The following is an 18466-nucleotide window of genomic DNA, read 5'->3' as shown; positions in this document are numbered from 1 at the left end:
ACATGCATTATAAATACATGTTTAAAGCGAAGCTATAGCTCAAAGGAAGTACAGAAAGAAAAAACGCCCCGCAGGGCGTTTGAAGGGGCGTTATTTTTGCAAATCGACCTGATAAATCTCAAAGCCAATAGCGTCTGTGCCTTTAGCGGTCAGCGGATACTGAGCATGAGACTTAATGAAAGCCGCGGCTTTGTCACCCGGCGAGGTTTCGAAGCGGATATCCAGCGGTTGCGGGGCGTTGAGGGTTGCCAGCTTCCAGTTGTTGTCCGCAGTCGGGGTGACCGCGCCAGCTTTTTTGGTTTCAGCACTGATGTAGGCGGCGACAACGGAACGGTTTTCATCCGGTGATGCGAAAGCAATGTGCTTATCGCCGGTACCCGCAAATTTCCCGCCGTAAGCCCGGTAGTTATTCGTCGCGACCAGGAAGGTGGCCTTCAGGTCAATCGGCTTGCCGTTGTAAGTCAGATTTTTGATGCGTTCGGCATCTTTGTTGACCAGCGTGCATTCACCGTCGAATTTCGCAGGCTGGCTGACATCAATCTGATAATTCACGCCGTCGATGACGTCGAAATTATAGGTACGGAAACCGTCCCAGTTAATCAGCGACTGCGGTTTGGTGCTGTTCAGGTCAATCTGATTAAACTGCCCGGCGGAACATTCCAGCCAGTCTTTCACTTCCTGCCCGGTGACTTTCATTACCACCAGCGTGTTCGGATACAGATACAAATCTGCCGCGTTACGGAAGGTCAGCTCGCCTTTTTCCACTTCGACGAAGCTGGCCGGATCGTTTTTGCGTCCGCCGACTTTAAACGGCGCTGCTGCCGACAGTACCGGCAGATCGGCTAAATCCGGGTCGCCCTGAATGAAGTGTTCGGTATAGGCTTTTTGCGCATTATTGACGATCTGCACCGTCGGGTCGTCCTGCACCAGCGCCAGATAGCTGTACATGTTGTCGGTAGATTTACCGATCGGCTTGCTGACAAATTCACGCGTGGCGTCATGAGAAGGGGCGAGCACTTTCACCAAATCCTGATCTTCCGCCGCCAGTGATTTTTTCTGTTCTTTATCGTAAATCGGCCGCGCCTCGGCTTTGGCGGTTTCGACTTTCCAGTTGCCGCCGTCGTTACTGAGCACCATATCGACAACGCCCAGATGGTCTCCCCACATGCCCGGCATCACGGCAGGCACGCCGTTGAGCGTACCTTGTTTGATATCTGCCCCTTTGATGCTGGCGAATTCCTCACTCGGGAAAACAGCGTGCGCATGGCCGAACATGATGGCGTCGATGCCTTTTACCTGGCTCAGGTAATAGACCGAGTTTTCCGCCATCGTTTTGTAGGGATCGCCTGACAGGCCGGAGTGCGGGATGGCGACAATAATGTCGGCACCCTGTTTACGCATTTCCGGGATCCACTTTTTGGCGGTTTCGGTGATATCTGCCACGGTCACTTTGCCCTGCAGATTGGCTTTATCCCAGACCATGATCTGCGGTGGCACAAAACCGATGTAACCAATGCGCAGATTATGGGTTTTGCCGTCGCGGTCTTTTACTGCGTTATCGGTGATCAGGAACGGCGTGAACAGCGGTTTCCCGGTTTTATCGTCGATGACGTTAGCATTCACGTAAGGGAATTTCGCGCCAGCCAGCGCTTTTTTCAGATAATCAAGACCGTAGTTAAATTCATGATTGCCGAGGTTACCGACCGCATAATTCAGCGTGTTCATGGCCAGATACACCGGATGCACATCGCCTTCTTTCAGGCCTTTTGCCGCCATGTAATCGCCCAGCGGGCTGCCCTGAATGATGTCGCCGTTGTCGACTAACACGGAGTTGGTGACTTCGTTACGCGCCGCGTGGATCAGGCTGGCAGTGCGTACCAGCCCAAACTTCTCGGTCGGTTTATCTTTGTAGTAGTCGAAGTCCATCATGTTGCTGTGCAGATCCGTGGTTTCCATGATGCGCAGATCCACCTGTGACGCCTGAACGGATGCCGCCGTCAGTGTCGCCAGCAGGGATAACGTCAGATGACGCGTATTCATTGCCTTGCCTCCAGAGAAAAAGATGATGCCCGGAATAAAAAACCGGATATGTATCTCAAAATTTGCTGAGAATGTAATCAGTTGTCATAAATAAATGTGAGATGTAACAACTTTATGAATCCTTAGCATGACGGGATGGCTATTCAGGACAAAAAAAACTAGGCTTGAGAAATGAGAATCAAAGCACTGAGGTAAAAGATGTTAGAGCAAATTTGTCAGCTGGCGCGCGATGCAGGCGATGCGATCATGGCGGTCTATGACGGCGAGCAGCCGCTCGACGCACGTCAGAAAAAAGATGATTCCCCGGTGACGGCGGCTGATATTGCCGCGCATGATGTGATCAAAGCCGGTTTGCAACAGCTGGATCCGCACACACCAATGCTCTCGGAAGAAGATCCGCAAAGCTGGAGTGAACGTCAGAACTGGACGCGTTACTGGCTGGTTGATCCGCTGGATGGCACCAAAGAATTTCTCAAACGTAATGGCGAGTTCACAGTGAACATCGCGCTTATCGAAGACGGCGTGCCGGTGCTCGGCGTGGTCTATGTGCCGGTCACGAAAGTGATGTACAGCGCGGCAGAAGGAAAAGCGTGGAAAGAAGATCAGGGTCAGCGCCGTCAGATTCACGTCAGCGAAGCGCATCCGCCGCTGGTTGTGGTGAGCCGTTCACATTACGACAACGATCAGGAACTGAAAGACTATCTGGCCCAGCTGGGTGAACATCAGACGGTTTCTGTCGGTTCCTCCCTGAAGTTCTGTCTGGTTGCCGAGGGCTCGGCGCAACTTTATCCGCGTTTCGGACCAACGAACATCTGGGATACCGGAGCCGGACATGCGGTGGCCATTGCCGCGGGTGCAAAAGTGAATGACTGGACAGGGCAGACGCTGCTGTACACGCCGCGTGAATCGTTCCTGAATCCGGGCTTCCGCGTTTCTCTGTTCTGACGCAGGCCCGCACTGTTCCTGCCCCGGCCTGCGCGCCGGGGTTTTTTATGCTGTTATTCTTTGACCAGTTGATCGACCAGCGTAATCACCTGCTGAACTTCCTGCGGCGACAGCTGCCCGTCTTTGGCGAATTTAATCACCCCGTTTTTATCCAGCACGGCGACAGCGGAGCTTTCCGGTTGCAGCTGCCATGCCTTTTTCACCACGCCGTTACTGTCGACGATGATCTGCGACCACGGGAATTCCCGCTTACCGCTCTCAATACTTTTACGCACGAACAGACTGGTGCCGATTATCGCGTCATCAACGTTGACGATGGTCGTGGTCTGGTAGCGGTCATGCGGCAGATTCGCCGCCCTGATGGCCTCAATAAGCGGCTCGTTCAGCGCCTTTGCACTGCTTCTGCCCGCCATATGCTGCACGATACGTACTTTTCCCGGCAATCTGGCGCTGTTCCATTTGCTGTAGCTGAAGGTGTCATTCACGTCATTCAGCTCGCCTTTGTCGTCGACGCCGACCGGTGCCAGACGCTGGCCAACCGTAAAGTTATGGGCTGAGGCAAAAAGCGAAAATGTCATAAAACTGATCACACACAGACTTTTTAAAAGCATAGATTCTCCGGGGCACAAAAGGGCAGACCTGCTCATCATAGGATCGCTCAAGTGGTCTGTCCTGTTGGCTTGTTAAATTTGTGTTGCTGGTTACAAAATTGACACATAGAGCAGGGTTATACTGCCAAGTAGTGTCAGGGATTAAGACAATACTGAAAAGCAATGTAAAAGCAGTTAAATACACTGGCAATACCTGAGTGCCCTGCTATGTTATATGTCTCATCACTGCAAATGTTCCTTTTCTGTTCCGGTATCTGTCGCCTTGCGACGTGGCCGGCGCATGCAGTGATTTAACGGAGAAAAGTAGAAAAATGAGAATCTTTCAGCGTTACAATCCGATGAAAGTCGCAAAGTACGTTAAGACACTGTTTCGTGGACGTTTGTACATCAAAGACGTCGGCGCTTTTGAGTTTGACCAAGGCAAAATTTTATTGCCAAAGGTTCGTGATAAGCGCCATTTTAGCGTGATGTCTGAAGTTAACCGTCAGGTTACGCATTTGCAGACAGAAATGGGTTAAACGCCCTGCGCGTAGTCGCTGCCCCCACTGGCGCAGCAGGCGCAAAAAAAACGGCCCCTCTGAAAGGGGCCGTTCGTGTTTCTGGTATCCGGAATATTGCGCGGGGATGTTTTATGAAGACTGCGCCTGCGCTTTCTTCTCGTCTTTGATCTCCTGCGGCGTTTTCGGCAGCAACGGAGTCACGGGCTGATCGACAATACGTGTCACCAGCAGCTGATCAATTTTGTAGCTGTCGATATCGACCACTTCAAATTTGTAGCCTGAGAATTTCACAAAGTCCGTACGCTTAGGAATTTTACGCAGCATAAACATCATGAAACCACCGATGGTTTCGTAATTACCTGCCTGCGGAAATGCTTCAATGTGCAGCACGCGCATCACGTCTTCGATTGGCGTACCACCTTCAATCAGCCACGAGTGCTCGTCACGGGCCACAATCTGCTCTTCCATACCCTGGCCGACCAGATCGCCCATCAGCGTAGTCATCACGTCATTGAGCGTGATGATGCCAACCACCAGGGCGTATTCATTGAGGATCACCGCGAAGTCTTCACCGGCGGCTTTAAAGCTTTCCAGCGCTTCCGACAGCGTCAGTGTGTCAGGCACGATCAGCGCGTTGCGGATCTGCACGCCGCTGCTCAGCATTAAACTCTGATTACCCAGCACACGGTTCAGTAAGTCTTTGGAATCGACGTAACCCACCACCTGATCGATATGGCCGTCGCAGACCAGGAATTTGGAGTGCGGATGCGTCGAGATTTTTTCTTTGATGCTTTCTTCGCTTTCGCGCAGATCGAAGAAGATGACGCTTTCACGCGAGGTCATGGAAGAGGGAACGGTACGCGATTCCAGCTCGAACACGTTTTCAATCAGCTCGTGCTCCTGTTTACGTAACACACCGGCCAGTGCGCCGGCTTCCACCACCGCATAAATATCGTCAGAGGTGATGTCGTCGTTACGCACCATTGGCAGTTTAAACAGGCGGAAAATCATGTTCGCCATGCCGTTGAAGAACCACACCATCGGGCGGCACACCAGCAGGCAGAAACGCATCGGGTTGACTATACGGACCGCAACCGACTCAGGTGAAATCATACCGATGCGCTTCGGAGTGAGGTCAGCGAACAGAATAAACAGACTGGTGACCAGGACGAAGGAACAGATAAAGCTGATTTGATCCGCCATTTCCGGCGACATAAAGCGAATGAAAAAGGACTGGAACGCAGGGGAGAAAGCGGCATCGCCGACAATACCACCGAGGATGGCAACGGCATTCAGGCCGATTTGTACCACGGTGAAGAACAGGCCAGGGGTTTCCTGCAGTTTCATGACGCGGGAGGCATTGACGTTTCCTTCGTCTGCCAACTGTTTGAGTTTTATCTTTCGGGACGCGGCCAGCGATATCTCAGAAAGCGAGAAAAAGGCACTGATCGCGATGAGTAAGAGAATCAGTAAGATACTGTTTAACATAATCTATCCGTTTAACACCGGTATGAACCAGCAGGGAAAGGCACGTATTATTTTTGTTGCTTATTTATTGCTTAACTCAACATCGTTTTACTAACAGATTAAAAGTCGGTTCAGAAGAAAGAAGCATTAAGGATGAAAAAACAAAGATAATTGCCAGAAATAGTTTCAAAAGGCCACATTTGTGACCCGCATAGTATAGCAGCAGCACTGAGACTGCCGCCAGCGCTTAAAAATCCCGCATTATTGCGGTGGCAGACAGACGCCGATACCGCCTAAACCGCAGTAACCTTCCGGGTTTTTAAACAGGTATTGCTGATGATCGTCTTCGGCGTAATAGAACGGCAGGGCTTCGCTGATTTCTGTCGTGATGGTACGTTTGTCGTTCGCTTCGTCCATCGCCTGCTGGAAGCTCGCCAGACTGGCCAGAGCCTGATCCTGCTGCGCCGCGCTCAGCACATACAGCGCCGAACGATACTGAGTGCCGATATCACCCCCCTGACGCATGCCCTGTGCCGGATCGTGATTCTCCCAGAAGATCTGCAACAGCTTCGCGTAGCTGATGACGGAAGGATCGAAGACCACGCGCACCACTTCCGCATGGCCGGTCTGGCCGGTGCAGACTTCGCGGTAGGTCGGGTTAGGCGTAAAACCGCCACTGTAACCGGCCGCCGTGCTGTGAACCCCTTCCAGTTGCCAGAACAAACGCTCCACACCCCAGAAGCATCCCATCGCAAAAAGAGCGACTTCCATATTGTCAGGAACATATGTCATCGAATGACCATTCACGGCGTGAGTGGTTGCCACAGGCATCGGGGTTGTTCTGCCAGTCAACGCATCTTCTTGATTAACCACATGCGTTTTGTCGGAAAGTTGCACCACAGGAGACTCCATTTGTTGCATTAGTGAACAAAATTAGTAACAGACATTAGTGACCAACGGGTCACTCTTAGTTGTATCTGATTGCGTCTTTGCACACAATACGAGGAACGTTGCGCCGTCGTTGAACATTTTCAGAAGATTGGCACTAAACTGCCTTCATCAGACATTAGAAAGAGGAATCTGCCAAAGATGGGCGGATTTTCTCCGGCGGGCATCTGATATTTTAACAGGACAGCAAAATTAGCAGGAGTGCGTGTGCCACGATATCGTGAACTGGGTTTGTTATGTGTACTGCTCGCCCCCTCACTTTCCATGGCAGCGAAAGTGCGTTTGCAGCTGGAAGGCCTGGATGGCGATCTGGAAAAAAACGTCCGCGTGCGTTTATCGTCAATAGAAAGTGATGAAGTCGGCGCAAACGGGCGGTTCCGTGCGCGCGTCAGTGCCGCGATTGAACAGGGGCTGCGGCCACTGGGCTATTATTCCCCGACGATTGATTTCGACTACCGTGAGACGCCCCCGCCGGGACGTCCGGTGCTGATTGCCAAAGTGACGCCGGGCACACCGGTTAAAATCGCGGGCACCACCGTGGTGATCACCGGACAGGCGGATAAAGATAATGAATTCGAACAACTGAAGAAAACTCAGGTTCCCGCCGTGGGCACCATTCTGAACCACGGAACCTACGAGCATTTTAAAAGTTCCCTTACCGGTGTGGCACTGCGCAAAGGGTACTTTGATGCCAACATGCTGAAAAGCCAGCTGGGCGTCATCGAAGATGAGCATAAAGCGTTCTGGGATATCCAGTTCGACAGCGGCCAGCGTTACCGCTTTGGCGATGTGCATTATCAGGGCTCGCAAATCCGTGATGATTACCTGCAAAATCTGGTGCCTTTCCACAAAGGGGATTATTACACGTCCGCCCAGCTGGCCGAGCTGAACCGCCGCCTGTCTGCCACGGGCTGGTTTAATTCCGTCGTGGTTTCCCCGGATTTCACCGATGCTAAAGCCAGTAAAACATTACCGCTGAACGCCTTAGTCTCGCCGCGCACCGAAAACACCATTGAGACGGGTGTCGGCTATTCGACGGATATCGGGCCGCGTGTGACGGCCAACTGGAAAAAACCGTGGGTGAACGATCGCGGCCAGAGCTTTGAAACCTCGACCACGCTGTCCGGCCCGGAACAGTCTTTAGATCTCAGCTATAAAATTCCGCTGCTGAAGTCACCTCTCGAACAATATTATCTGGTTCAGGGCGGCTTCAAACGTGAAGACCTCAATGACACCAATTCGGACTCCACCACGGTGAATCTGGCGCGCTACTGGGATCTTTCCAGCGGCTGGCAACACGCGGTGAATCTGCGCTGGAGCCTTGACCACTTTACGCAGGGCAGTGTCACCAACACCACGATGCTGATTTATCCGGGCGTCAGCCTCAACCGTACGCGTCAGCGCGGCGGCCTGATGCCGACCTGGGGCGACTCTCAACGTTATTCGCTGGATGTGTCGGACACTACCTGGGGCTCCGACGTCGATTTCGCCGTGGTTCAGGCGCAAAACGTCTGGATCCGTACGCTGGAAGAGAAACACCGCTTCGTGATGCGCGGCAATCTGGGCTGGATCGAAACCAACGATTTCGAACGCGTACCGCCCTCGCTGCGCTTCTTTGCCGGTGGCGATCGCAGTATTCGCGGCTACAAATACAAATCAATCTCTCCGCGCGATGATGAAGGCAAACTGACCGGTGCGTCCTATCTGGGCACCGGCTCGCTGGAATATCAGTACAACGTCACCGGAAAATGGTGGGGAGCGGTCTTTGTCGATTCCGGCGAAGCGGTAAATGACATCACGAAAAACGATTTCAAAACCGGCGCGGGTGTGGGTGTGCGCTGGGCTTCACCGATCGGTCCGGTGAAATTAGATGTCGCCGCGCCGGTTGGCGATAAAGATGAGCATGGATTGCAGTTTTACATCGGCCTGGGTCCGGAATTATGAGTTTATTTAAGAAAATCTGCCTGGGAACGCTGATCTTCCTGGTGCTGCTGATTGGCCTGGTGGCCTTCCTGATCGGTACGCAAACCGGTCTTCATCTGATGATCAACGGCGCCAACCGGTTAGTGCCGGGGCTGAACATCGCCAGTACCGAAGGCGGATGGCGCGACCTGACGCTGAAAGGCGTGCATTACGAAATGCCGGGTGTGGATGTGAAAGCCGGGGAGTTTCATCTCTCCCTCGATTTCTCCTGCCTGAAAAACAGCGCGTTATGTGTGAATGCGCTGCGGGTAAAAGACGTCAACGTGGTGGTGAACACCAAAGAAATGACGCCTGCTCAGCCGCAGCCTGAACCAGAAAACAGCGAGCCGCTGACCAATCTCAGTACGCCGTATCCGATCACGCTGCGCGTCCTGACCCTGGAAAATATCAACGTAACCCTCGATGACCGTGCCATTTCTCTGGCGTCATTTCGGACCGGTGCGCACTGGGAAGGTCGTGCGATTCAGCTGATGCCAACAAACATTGGCGGATTACTGATCGCGTTGCCGAAAACACCGGTCAATCCATTGCCGGAGGTGGTGCAGGCCGCGCAGGACAAAGCGGTGGAAAAAGCCACCGGTAAACCGGCGGAACCTGCGGTCGTCGTGCCGGAAAAACCGCTGGGTGAGACGCTTCAGGAACTGTTTGCGAAACCCCTGCTGCCTGAGTTACCCGATTACCGGCTGCCGGTTGATCTCGATATTCAGCAGATTGTCGGGGAAAACCTGCGTCTGACCGGTGATACCGATGTGCTGATCACCCGTTTCGAATTAAAGGCCAGTACGCAGGATCAGGTTGTCAGGTTAGACAAATTACAGATCCGCTCGCCGCAGGGCACGCTGGACGGGACCGGGCAGGCGACGCTGAATCAAAACTGGCCGGTGGACATGACCATCAACACCGCCATGAATGTCGATCCGCTTAAAGGCGAGAAGGTCAAACTGAAGGTCGCAGGCGGTTTGCGTGACAAACTCGACGTTGGCCTCAATCTCTCCGGGCCTGTGCGTGCGCAGCTGGCGTTGCAAACCCAGCTGGCGGAAGCCGGCTTACCCCTTAATATGAAGCTGACCAGTGACGCTTTGCAGTGGCCGCTGACCGGTACGCCGCAGTATCAGGTGAAAGGCTTTACATTTAACGTCAGCGGAAAAGCGACCGATTACGCACTGTCGCTGCGTTCTGATTTCAAAGGCGATCAGATCCCGCCCGCCACGCTGACCCTTGACGGCAAAGGTAACGTGGAGCAGTTCAACCTGACGCTGCTGCGTCTGGCAGCGCTGCAAGGCAATACCGATCTGACCGGCGTGGTGGACTGGAGTAAAGCCATCAGCTGGAACAGCCAACTGACGCTGACCGGCATTAATACTGCCAAACAGTATCCGGACTGGCCGGCGAAGTTGCAGGGTAAAATCACCACGCGCGGCAGCCTGTATGGCGGCACATGGCAGGTGCAGGTACCGGTACTGGATCTGAGCGGCAACGTGAAACAAAACGCCGTCAAAGCGCAGGGCAATGTGCGCGGAAACAGTTACGGTCAGTGGGATATTCCACAGCTTCACCTCGAACTGGGGCGCAACAATCTGGATGTGAAAGGTAAGCTCAGCGATACCTGGGATCTGGATGCCAAAGTGGATGCGCCACATCTGGACGGCGCCTTGCCGGGGCTGGGCGGCGTGGCGAAAGGGATGCTGCAACTGCGCGGCGATCTGAAAGCGCCGAAGCTGCTGGCGGACCTGACTGCAACGGGGCTGAAATGGCAGGCACTGACCGTCCGCCGCGTTGACGTCAAAGGCGATGTCAGCTCCACCGATCAGATTCAGGGCAATCTGGCGGTGCGCGTGCAGCAACTGAAACAGGACGCGCTGGATATCTCCGATATCAGTCTGGACGCGAAAGGTAACGAAAAACAGCATCAGCTGACGCTGAAAGTCGAGGGTAAACCCGTTTCCGGGCGTCTGGCGCTGAAAGGCAGTTTCGACCGCGCGACCGAGGAATGGAAGGGCACCGTCGATAACACGTTGTTCGATACGCCGGTCGGCGAATGGCGTCTCAACAGGACGATCGCACTGGAGTATTTCAACAAAGAGCAACGAATCACCGTGGGGCCGCATTGCTGGCAGAACCCGAACGCCAGTCTTTGCGTGCCGAAAACCATTGATGCCGGTGCCAGCGGGCAGGCCAGCGTGGTGCTTAACCGCTTTGATCTGGCGATGGTTAAACCCTTCCTGACCGATGACACGCAGCTTAGCGGCGTTTTCACCGGTAAGGCCGATGTGAGCTGGAAAGCAGAGGGCGGATTGCCTCAGGCCAGCGTCTCGCTGGTGGGCAAGGGCGTGAAAGTACAGCAACTGGTGCAGGGAAGTCCGCTGCCGGTGGCGTTTGACACGCTGAACCTGAATGCCGGTCTTAATAATGGCCGGGCGACGCTGGACTGGCTGATCAAGATTGCCAATAACGGCCAGCTGGACGGCAGTATTCAGATTGCCGATCCGCAGGGGAAACGTAATCTGACCGGCAACGTCAATATTACCCGCATCTCGATGGCGCTGTTGCAGCCAGCCCTGATGGACGGTGAGAAGGCGTCCGGCATCCTGAACGCGAATCTGCGACTGGGAGGCGACGCACAGAAACCGCAGGTGTTTGGCAAACTGGCGTTGAGCGGCGTCGATTTCGACGGTCAGTTCATGCCGTTTGATATCACCGACGCGAACATCAATATCAATTTCAACGGCATGTCATCGCTGATGGAAGGGGTGATCAAAACGGCGCACGGCCAGCTGGAGCTTAACGGCAACGCCGACTGGAGCGAGCTGAACGCCTGGCGCGCCCGCATTGCCGCACGCGGCGATCGCGTTCGGGTGTCGGTACCGCCGATGGTGCGTCTCGACGTCTCGCCGGATCTGGTGTTTGATGCCACGCCGCAGCTGTTCTCACTGAACGGTTCGGTGGATATTCCCTGGGCACGCATCACGGTGCAGGAGTTGCCGGAAAGCGCGGTCGGGGTTTCATCAGATGAGGTGATGCTCAACGATCAGCGTCAGCCGATTGAACCGGTGTCAGCGTCAATTCCGATCAACAGCAATCTGATGGTGAATATCGGCAAAGATGTGCGTCTGGATGCGTTCGGCCTGAAAGCCCGGCTTGAAGGGGCGTTGAAAGTGGCGCAGGACAGTCGCGGTCTGGGGCTGAATGGGCAGATTAATATTCCTTCTGGCCGGTTCCATGCGTACGGGCAGGACTTAATTGTGCGTAAAGGCCAGTTACTGTTCTCCGGTCCGGCGGATCAGCCACTGCTGAATCTGGAAGCGATTCGTAATCCGGAAGCGACAGAAAACGACGTTGTGGCCGGTTTACGGGTGACCGGCGAGGCCGATGCACCGAAACTTGAGATATTCTCAGATCCGGCGATGTCACAGCAGGAAGCCTTGTCCTACCTGCTTCGCGGGCAGGGATTAGACAATTCTGGCGGTGACAGCGGCGCAATGACCTCAGCTCTTATCGGGTTGGGGGTTGCGCAAAGTGGTAAACTTGTGGGTAAAATCGGCGAGGCGTTTGGTGTCAGCAATCTGGCACTGGATACTCAGGGCGTGGGAGACAGTTCCCAGGTGGTGGTCAGTGGTTATGTTTTACCGGGTTTACAGGTGAAATATGGTGTCGGGATCTTCGACTCACTGGCAACACTCACTTTACGCTACAGGTTGATGCCGAAGCTCTATCTGCAGGCGGTATCGGGCATCGATCAGGCCTTGGATTTGCTCTATCAGTTTGAGTTTTAATTCATGTGACTTTTACTATACGAATATAAACATGCGAATAATTGTTTACGGTAGTCTGCGACGCAAGCAAGGCAACAGTCATTGGATGACTAACGCTCAATGGCTGGGTGACCATGAGCTGGAAGGGTATGCGCTCTATAATCTGGGGCATTACCCGGCTGTGATTCCAGGGGAAGGAAAGGTCTACTGCGAAGTTTACCGCATAAACTCGTCTATCTTAGCCGAGCTGGATGAACTGAAAAGTAATACAAAAGATTATCGTCGCGAGCTGATTTCGACGCCGTACGGCAGTGCCTGGATTTATCTCTACATTCGCTCACTGGATGGTGTGCCGAGAATAGAGGGTGGCGACTGGGTAAAGCGTAACGATGCAGCAGAGTGAGTAATCTGAGCAAGGTCGTCTAAAAATAAACGTTGTGTTTCAACGCGTAATACATAAAAAAACACCGCCATCTGGCGGTGTTTTTTTTCGTCCGAACAGCGAAAAACTTATTTGTTTTTAGCGCGTTCGAAAGAAGCCACGATTTCAGCTTTTGCAGCAGCAGCGTCAGCCCAACCGTCAACTTTTACCCATTTGCCTTTTTCCAGCGCTTTGTATTGCTCGAAGAAGTGGGTGATCTGGCCGCGCAGCAGTTCTGGCAGGTCGTTCACATCCTGGATGTGATCGTATTCTTTGCTCAGTTTAGTGTGCGGAACCGCAACCAGCTTCGCATCTTCACCCGCTTCGTCGGTCATTTTCAGCATGCCAACCGGACGGCAACGGATCACAGAACCCGGTTGCAGTGGGTAAGGCGTTGGCACCAGAACGTCAACCGGGTCGCCATCCAGAGACAGAGTGTGGTTGATGTAGCCGTAGTTGCACGGGTAGAACATCGCTGTAGACATGAAACGGTCTACGAACAGTGCGCCGGTGTCTTTATCTACTTCGTATTTGATCGGATCAGCATTTGCCGGGATTTCGATAACAACGTAGATATCTTCTGGCATATCTTTGCCAGCAGGTACATTCAGTAAGCTCATGGTTGGTTTCCTTCATTGAACCAGGAATAGAGTGCCGCACATTATAGCCAAGTCTCCCGTGATTTCCCGCCCTTTTCACCGAATGTCGCTTTCCAATTTTTCCGCATGACCTGCTGTTGCGAACCTGCAAAAACTTCAGGTTCGGCAGTAAAATTTACCGCCAGGTCATTTCACCGCGTAACTGCCTGTTTTTGCTTTTCTTATCAAGAAATTCAGTCAATTGCCGATAACTCTATTCAAATAAAAGTCGGGATAAACCTGACCCCTACCGCGATATGCACTTCTCCTTTTCACCTGAATGACTGGATAACACCGTATGTTGAATAAGCTGAGCGTAAAGGCCGGTCTGATCGGCCTGTTAGTGTTTATGACCCTGATTTTACTGTTGGTGAGCGTACTGGGCGCCAATGCCATCAGGCAAAGTGCGACCTCGCTGCAAAAGATTAATCAGCTGCAGGGCGAGGAGTTGGGCTCGCTGGCTGACAGCTACAGTTACTCCCTGCGCACCCGTGTTGCCAGCGGTGTGGCTGTCCGTCAGCTGGAAATCGGCATGATGGATGACGCGAAAGCAACGTCCGACCGCATTGCCGGTTACATCAAACAGGCAGATGAGGATCTGGGAAAATTCGTCAGCATAGTGGATGACACTCAGCACGGCAGGGATTTGTCCGCAGCGGTGCAAAAAACCTACGAAGCGTACAAAACTAATGGTCTGGTCCCCATTCTTCAGGCGTTGCAGTCGCAAAGCGCCGACAGTTATTACGATGTGCTGGAGAATAAAATCACGCCCTACAGCAATGCTTATGACAAAGCGCTCGCGGATTTCCGCGCGTATGCGGTGGATAACACCCGTCAACGCATTGAGCAGGCGCGGGCAGAGGCGCGTATCCAGCTGACCGTCATCGTCGCGGCTTTTGTGGTGGCGCTGACGATTGCTGTCCTGGCGTGGTTTGCATTGCAGAAACTCATTATGCGTCCGCTGACGTTTTCCATCGCGCAGCTGGAATTCATTGCGCAAGGCGATCTGACACACGATATCGACGACTCTCACAACAACGAAATGGGGCGCCTGCTGAAAGCCATGAAGCAAATGCAGGATTCTCTGGTGTTATCGGTTGGCCGCGTCCGCGATGCGGGTAACCAGATTGACGTGGGCTCGCGCGAACTGGCGGCCGGTAATGTGCATCTGGCGCAGCGCACAGAAGAGTCTGCGGCCTCTCTGGAAGAAACTGCCGCCAGCATGGAGCAACTGACCTCGACCGTGCGGATGAACGCCGCAAACTCTGAACAGGCGAACCAGCTGGCGCACAGCGTTTCATCGATCGCGGACAAAGGCAGTCAGGTTGTTAATCAGGTGATGGAGAAAATGCAGGGCATCACCGACAGCTCCAAACGTATCGGCGATATCATTACTGTCATCGACGGCATCGCTTTCCAGACCAATATTCTGGCGCTGAATGCCGCCGTTGAAGCCGCACGTGCCGGTGAGCAGGGGCGCGGATTTGCCGTCGTGGCGGGGGAAGTGCGCAGCCTGGCACAGCGCAGTGCGCAATCTGCCAAAGAAATCAAAGAGCTGATTGGTGATTCAGAAAGCCGGGTGGCGGAAGGATCCAGCATGGTGAAATCTGCCGCGGCGACGATGCTGGAAATTTCCAGCGAAGTGACGCGCGTGACCAGCCTGATGCGGGAAATCTCGATTGCCACCAGCGAGCAAACGCACGGCATCGAGCAGGTGAATGTCGCGATCACCCAGATGGATCAGGTGGCACAGCAAAACGCCGCGTTAGTTGAACAGGCGACGGCGGCGACGCGTTCTCTGGAAGAGCAGGCTCAGCTGCTGGCGGCGAGCATGGCCGTGTTCAAACTGAATCAGTCTGAGCAGTACCGATCGTAAAACCGCATTTTGCAGGAAATAAAAAAGGTGGCTTAAAAAGCCACCTTTTTACGTTCAGAACAGCGGTAAGGCTAAGTTACAGAGGTATCACGTTCATTCTTTGATGTTTTATTGTCGTGCCGTGCAGGGCTTATTCATCAGGGAATTGAGCGATAAAGCGTTCTGCATCTTCCACCATTGAGCAGTTACCGACGAAGAACGGCGCGCGTTCATGCAGTTTCTGCGGAATGATATCCAGAATGCGGTTTTTACCGTCGCTGGCTTTGCCACCGGCCTGTTCAGCCAGGAACGCCATCGGGTTGCATTCGTACAGCAAACGCAATTTTCCGTTGGGATGGGTCGCCGTACTTGGGTAAATGTAAATGCCACCTTTGAGCAGGTTACGGTGGAAATCTGCCACCAGAGAACCGATGTAACGTGAGGTGTAAGGGCGCAGCGTAGCTTCGTCCTGCTCCTGACAATATTTGATGTATTTTTTTACGCCGAGCGGGAATTTGATGTAGTTGCCTTCATTGATCGAATACATGCTGCCGGTTGCCGGGTAGCGTACTTTTTCATGGGAGAGGCAGAATACACCGAGTGAAGGATCGTAAGTGAAGGCATGAACGCCAACGCCGGTGGTGTATACCAGCATGGTGGACGAACCGTAAACCACGTAGCCCGCAGCGACCTGACGGTTGCCCGGTTGCAGGAAGTCAGCTTCGGTCACCGACTGGCCCAGTGGCGTGGTACGACGGTAGATGGAGAAGATGGTGCCGACCGAAACGTTAACGTCGATGTTTGAAGAGCCATCGAGCGGATCCATCAAAATGACGTATTTTGCATTCTCAGCGCGTTCGCCCTCGAAAATAACAATTTCGTCTTCTTCTTCCGACGCGATACCGGCAATTTCGCCGCGCGCTTTCATGGCTGCTTTTAACTTCTCATTCGCATACAGATCGAGCTTCATCTGTACTTCGCCCTGAACATTTTCTGCGCCGCTGGTACCGAGAATATCAACCAGACCCGCTTTGTTGATGTCACGGTGAATGATTTTAGCGCCGAGTTTTATTGCTGAGAGCAAGGCGGTGAGTTCACCGGTTGCATGAGGAAAGTCTTGCTGTTTTTCAACAATAAATTCGCCTAACGTTTTCATAACACGTTCCCTGAATCTAGGATGGATAACGGTTCGTTAATAAAACCTTTACAAGAGCGTGGGCAGTTTAGCCCAAATATATGGATGAATCATAGGCAAATCCATTTCTTCTGAAGGATTCTGAGCGGTAGAATGGCGGCTGACTTAAAGGCATTAATGGAAAACATATGCGCATTCATATTCTTGGGATTTGCGGCACGTTTATGGGCGGGCTGGCGATGCTGGCTCGTGCTCAGGGGCATCAGGTTACAGGTTCGGACGATAACGTTTATCCACCGATGAGTACGCTGCTGGAAAATCAGGGTATTGAGCTGATTACGGGGTACGATCCTGCACAATTAGACCCTCAGCCGGATCTGGTGATCATTGGCAATGCGATGACGCGCGGAAACCCGTGCGTTGAAGCTGTGCTGGAACAGGGGATCCCTTACGTGTCTGGCCCGCAATGGCTGCACGACCACGTTCTGCCTGGGCGTTGGGTGATTGCCGTTGCCGGTACACATGGCAAAACCACCACGGCGGGTATGGTGACGTGGATCCTCGAAGCCTGTGGTTATGAGCCGGGTTACGTCATTGGTGGCGTGCCGGGTAACTTTGAGGTGTCTGCGCGTCTGGGCAACAGCCCGTTTATGGTGCTGGAAGCTGATGAGTACGATTGTGCTTTCTTTGATAAGCGCTCGAAATTCGTTCACTACAGCCCACGCACCCTGGTGCTCAACAACCTTGAATTCGATCACGCCGATATCTTCGACGATCTTAAAGCCATCCAGAAACAGTTCCATCATCTGGTGCGTCTGGTGCCGGGTAAAGGGAAAATCATCCTGCCCGAGCACGATACTCCGCTTAAGCAAGTGATGGCGATGGGGTGCTGGAGTGAACAGGAGTTTGTGGGTGAAACGGATGCCTGTTCGTGGGATGCGAAAAAACTGACGCCGGATGCCAGCTCTTTCAATGTCTACCTGAAAGGCGAAATCGTCGGGCAGGTGGACTGGAATCTGGTCGGTGAACACAACATGCATAACGGGCTGATGGCGATTGCCGCCGCGCGTCATGTCGGTGTGAAACCGGAAGATGCCTGTAAAGCCCTGGGCGAATTTATCAACGCGCGTCGTCGTCTCGAACTGCGCGGCGTTGAAAATGGCGTCAGCGTTTATGACGACTTCGCCCATCACCCAACGGCGATTCTGGCAACGCTCTCCGCATTGCGCAGCAAAGTGGGCGGCACGGCGCGTATTCTGGCAGTGCTTGAACCGCGCTCAAACACCATGAAAATGGGCATGAGCAAAAACGAACTGGCGCCGTCGCTGGGGCGTGCGGACGAAGTTTTCCTGCTGCAGCCGCAGCATATTCCGTGGCAGGTAGCAGAAGTGGCTGAACACTGTATACAGCCTGCGCACTGGAGTGCCGATGTGGATTCGCTGGTGGATATGGTGATCAAGGCCTCGCTGCCGGGCGATCATATTCTCGTCATGAGTAACGGCGGTTTTGGTGGCATCCACGGAAAACTGCTGGAAGCTCTGGCCGCAAAAGCGAGCCTTACACAGCAGCCATAATGTCTTCCTCAACGGCCTCAAAGCACAGCATCTGCTGTGCTTTTTTTTGTCTTTATTCCGGGCAATGGCTTATCAACAGACAAAAAAAAGCTCCCAAAAAAAGCGTGGGAGCCAAAGGGTGTCGTCGGACAGGACGACGAGGGTATCGTTAGCAAGAGAGCACGGCAGTGGCAGTGTCAGCTCTCTCCCAGCCTCAACAGCATCGTTTTATTGAGACGATCTGTGGCTGTTGAAACCCGGTAACGCTAATTCATATAAATACTCAAGCAGTGGCTTTATTTCTGGGTAACGTACAGAAGATCTTACTGATAGATTTCTGCTGTCGCGTGATAAGCACCTTCATTATGGGCTTCGATCACACGATAAGATTTAGCGCCTTTGGCATCAGCTTTGTCAGACAGCTCCTGGCGAATATCGGTTGGTGCACCATTCACTCCGCTCACGCTGATCACGCCCATAGGTTGCAGATTTTCTGCTTGCTGATTCGTGATCAGTTGCGCGGCAGACGCACCGAAAGACACAGCAGACAACAGACTAAGAGCGGCGATAGTAGTGATGATTTTCATGATAATTTCCTGATTTCACTGACGTTGATGC

The 18466-nt window shown here is 53.2% G+C and carries 14 protein-coding genes; 7 read left to right on the top strand and 7 right to left on the bottom strand.

Annotated elements, in window-relative coordinates:
- Positions 1–90 precede the first annotated feature (90 nt).
- Complete coding sequence (locus tag ABSH60_RS07410; protein WP_122096284.1) at positions 91–2040, bottom strand: bifunctional 2',3'-cyclic-nucleotide 2'-phosphodiesterase/3'-nucleotidase; 1950 nt, start codon at positions 2038–2040, stop codon at positions 91–93.
- A 198-nt stretch (positions 2041–2238) separates the two neighbouring features.
- Between ABSH60_RS07410 and cysQ the strand changes: the two genes are divergently transcribed.
- Positions 2239–2985 carry a 3'(2'),5'-bisphosphate nucleotidase CysQ gene (gene cysQ / locus ABSH60_RS07405; protein WP_056782466.1) on the top strand — a complete coding sequence of 249 codons (747 nt, stop codon included), beginning with the start codon at positions 2239–2241 and terminating at the stop codon, positions 2983–2985.
- A 53-nt stretch (positions 2986–3038) separates the two neighbouring features.
- Here cysQ and ABSH60_RS07400 read toward each other — a convergent pair whose 3' ends face one another.
- Positions 3039–3596 carry a YtfJ family protein gene (locus ABSH60_RS07400; protein WP_390973370.1) on the bottom strand — a complete coding sequence of 186 codons (558 nt, stop codon included), beginning with the start codon at positions 3594–3596 and terminating at the stop codon, positions 3039–3041.
- A gap of 311 nt (positions 3597–3907) precedes the next feature.
- Between ABSH60_RS07400 and ABSH60_RS07395 the strand changes: the two genes are divergently transcribed.
- Positions 3908–4114: a DUF1107 domain-containing protein gene (locus tag ABSH60_RS07395; protein ID WP_056782464.1), complete on the top strand. Its 207-nt coding sequence runs from the start codon at positions 3908–3910 to the stop codon at positions 4112–4114.
- A 111-nt stretch (positions 4115–4225) separates the two neighbouring features.
- Here the strand turns inward: ABSH60_RS07395 and ABSH60_RS07390 are convergent, their stop codons facing one another.
- On the bottom strand, positions 4226–5584 hold the full coding sequence (locus ABSH60_RS07390; RefSeq protein WP_056782463.1) for a hemolysin family protein: 1359 nt from the start codon (positions 5582–5584) through the stop codon (positions 4226–4228).
- Between the two features lie 240 nt (positions 5585–5824).
- Positions 5825–6460, bottom strand: a complete 636-nt coding sequence (gene msrA, locus ABSH60_RS07385; protein ID WP_056782523.1) for a peptide-methionine (S)-S-oxide reductase MsrA — start codon at positions 6458–6460, stop codon at positions 5825–5827.
- Positions 6461–6775: 315 nt separating this feature from the next.
- Between msrA and ABSH60_RS07380 the strand changes: the two genes are divergently transcribed.
- The 3 genes from ABSH60_RS07380 to ABSH60_RS07370 are packed head-to-tail and all read left to right on the top strand — an operon-like array spanning position 6776 to position 12649.
- Positions 6776–8455: an autotransporter assembly complex family protein gene (locus ABSH60_RS07380; protein WP_221298267.1), complete on the top strand. Its 1680-nt coding sequence runs from the start codon at positions 6776–6778 to the stop codon at positions 8453–8455.
- Entirely contained in the window at positions 8452–12267 is a 3816-nt protein-coding gene (locus ABSH60_RS07375) for a translocation/assembly module TamB domain-containing protein (protein WP_390973368.1), read from the top strand. Before ABSH60_RS07380 ends, ABSH60_RS07375 begins: the two co-directional genes overlap by 4 nt.
- A 31-nt stretch (positions 12268–12298) precedes the next feature.
- Positions 12299–12649 (top strand): gamma-glutamylcyclotransferase, encoded by a 351-nt coding sequence (locus tag ABSH60_RS07370; RefSeq protein WP_122096280.1) that lies wholly within the window; start codon positions 12299–12301, stop codon positions 12647–12649.
- Between the two features lie 107 nt (positions 12650–12756).
- Here the strand turns inward: ABSH60_RS07370 and ppa are convergent, their stop codons facing one another.
- Positions 12757–13287: an inorganic diphosphatase gene (ppa, locus tag ABSH60_RS07365; RefSeq protein ID WP_056782459.1), complete on the bottom strand. Its 531-nt coding sequence runs from the start codon at positions 13285–13287 to the stop codon at positions 12757–12759.
- Between the two features lie 316 nt (positions 13288–13603).
- On the opposite strand from ppa, the gene ABSH60_RS07360 reads away from it, so the two are divergent.
- On the top strand, positions 13604–15181 hold the full coding sequence (locus ABSH60_RS07360) for a methyl-accepting chemotaxis protein (RefSeq protein ID WP_390973366.1): 1578 nt from the start codon (positions 13604–13606) through the stop codon (positions 15179–15181).
- A 130-nt stretch (positions 15182–15311) separates the two neighbouring features.
- Here the strand turns inward: ABSH60_RS07360 and fbp are convergent, their stop codons facing one another.
- The gene (gene fbp, locus ABSH60_RS07355) at positions 15312–16316 is read right to left on the bottom strand and encodes a class 1 fructose-bisphosphatase (RefSeq protein WP_056782457.1); all 1005 of its coding nucleotides are present in this window, start codon (positions 16314–16316) and stop codon (positions 15312–15314) included.
- Positions 16317–16483: 167 nt separating this feature from the next.
- Here fbp and mpl point away from each other — a divergent pair, with 167 nt between their 5' ends.
- On the top strand, positions 16484–17869 hold the full coding sequence (gene mpl, locus ABSH60_RS07350) for a UDP-N-acetylmuramate:L-alanyl-gamma-D-glutamyl-meso-diaminopimelate ligase (protein WP_136376603.1): 1386 nt from the start codon (positions 16484–16486) through the stop codon (positions 17867–17869).
- 302 nt (positions 17870–18171) lie between these two features.
- Here the strand turns inward: mpl and yhcN are convergent, their stop codons facing one another.
- The gene (yhcN, locus tag ABSH60_RS07345; RefSeq protein WP_217202884.1) at positions 18172–18435 is read right to left on the bottom strand and encodes a peroxide/acid stress response protein YhcN; all 264 of its coding nucleotides are present in this window, start codon (positions 18433–18435) and stop codon (positions 18172–18174) included.
- Between the last annotated feature and the right edge of the window lie 31 nt (positions 18436–18466).

It is taken from the genome of Rahnella sp. R3(2024) (assembly GCF_042920125.1).
In the GTDB taxonomy this organism is placed as follows: domain Bacteria; phylum Pseudomonadota; class Gammaproteobacteria; order Enterobacterales; family Enterobacteriaceae; genus Rahnella; species Rahnella rivi.
The sequence above is the reverse complement of the archived record's forward strand: the minus strand, read 5'-3'. Positions and strand labels throughout refer to the sequence as shown.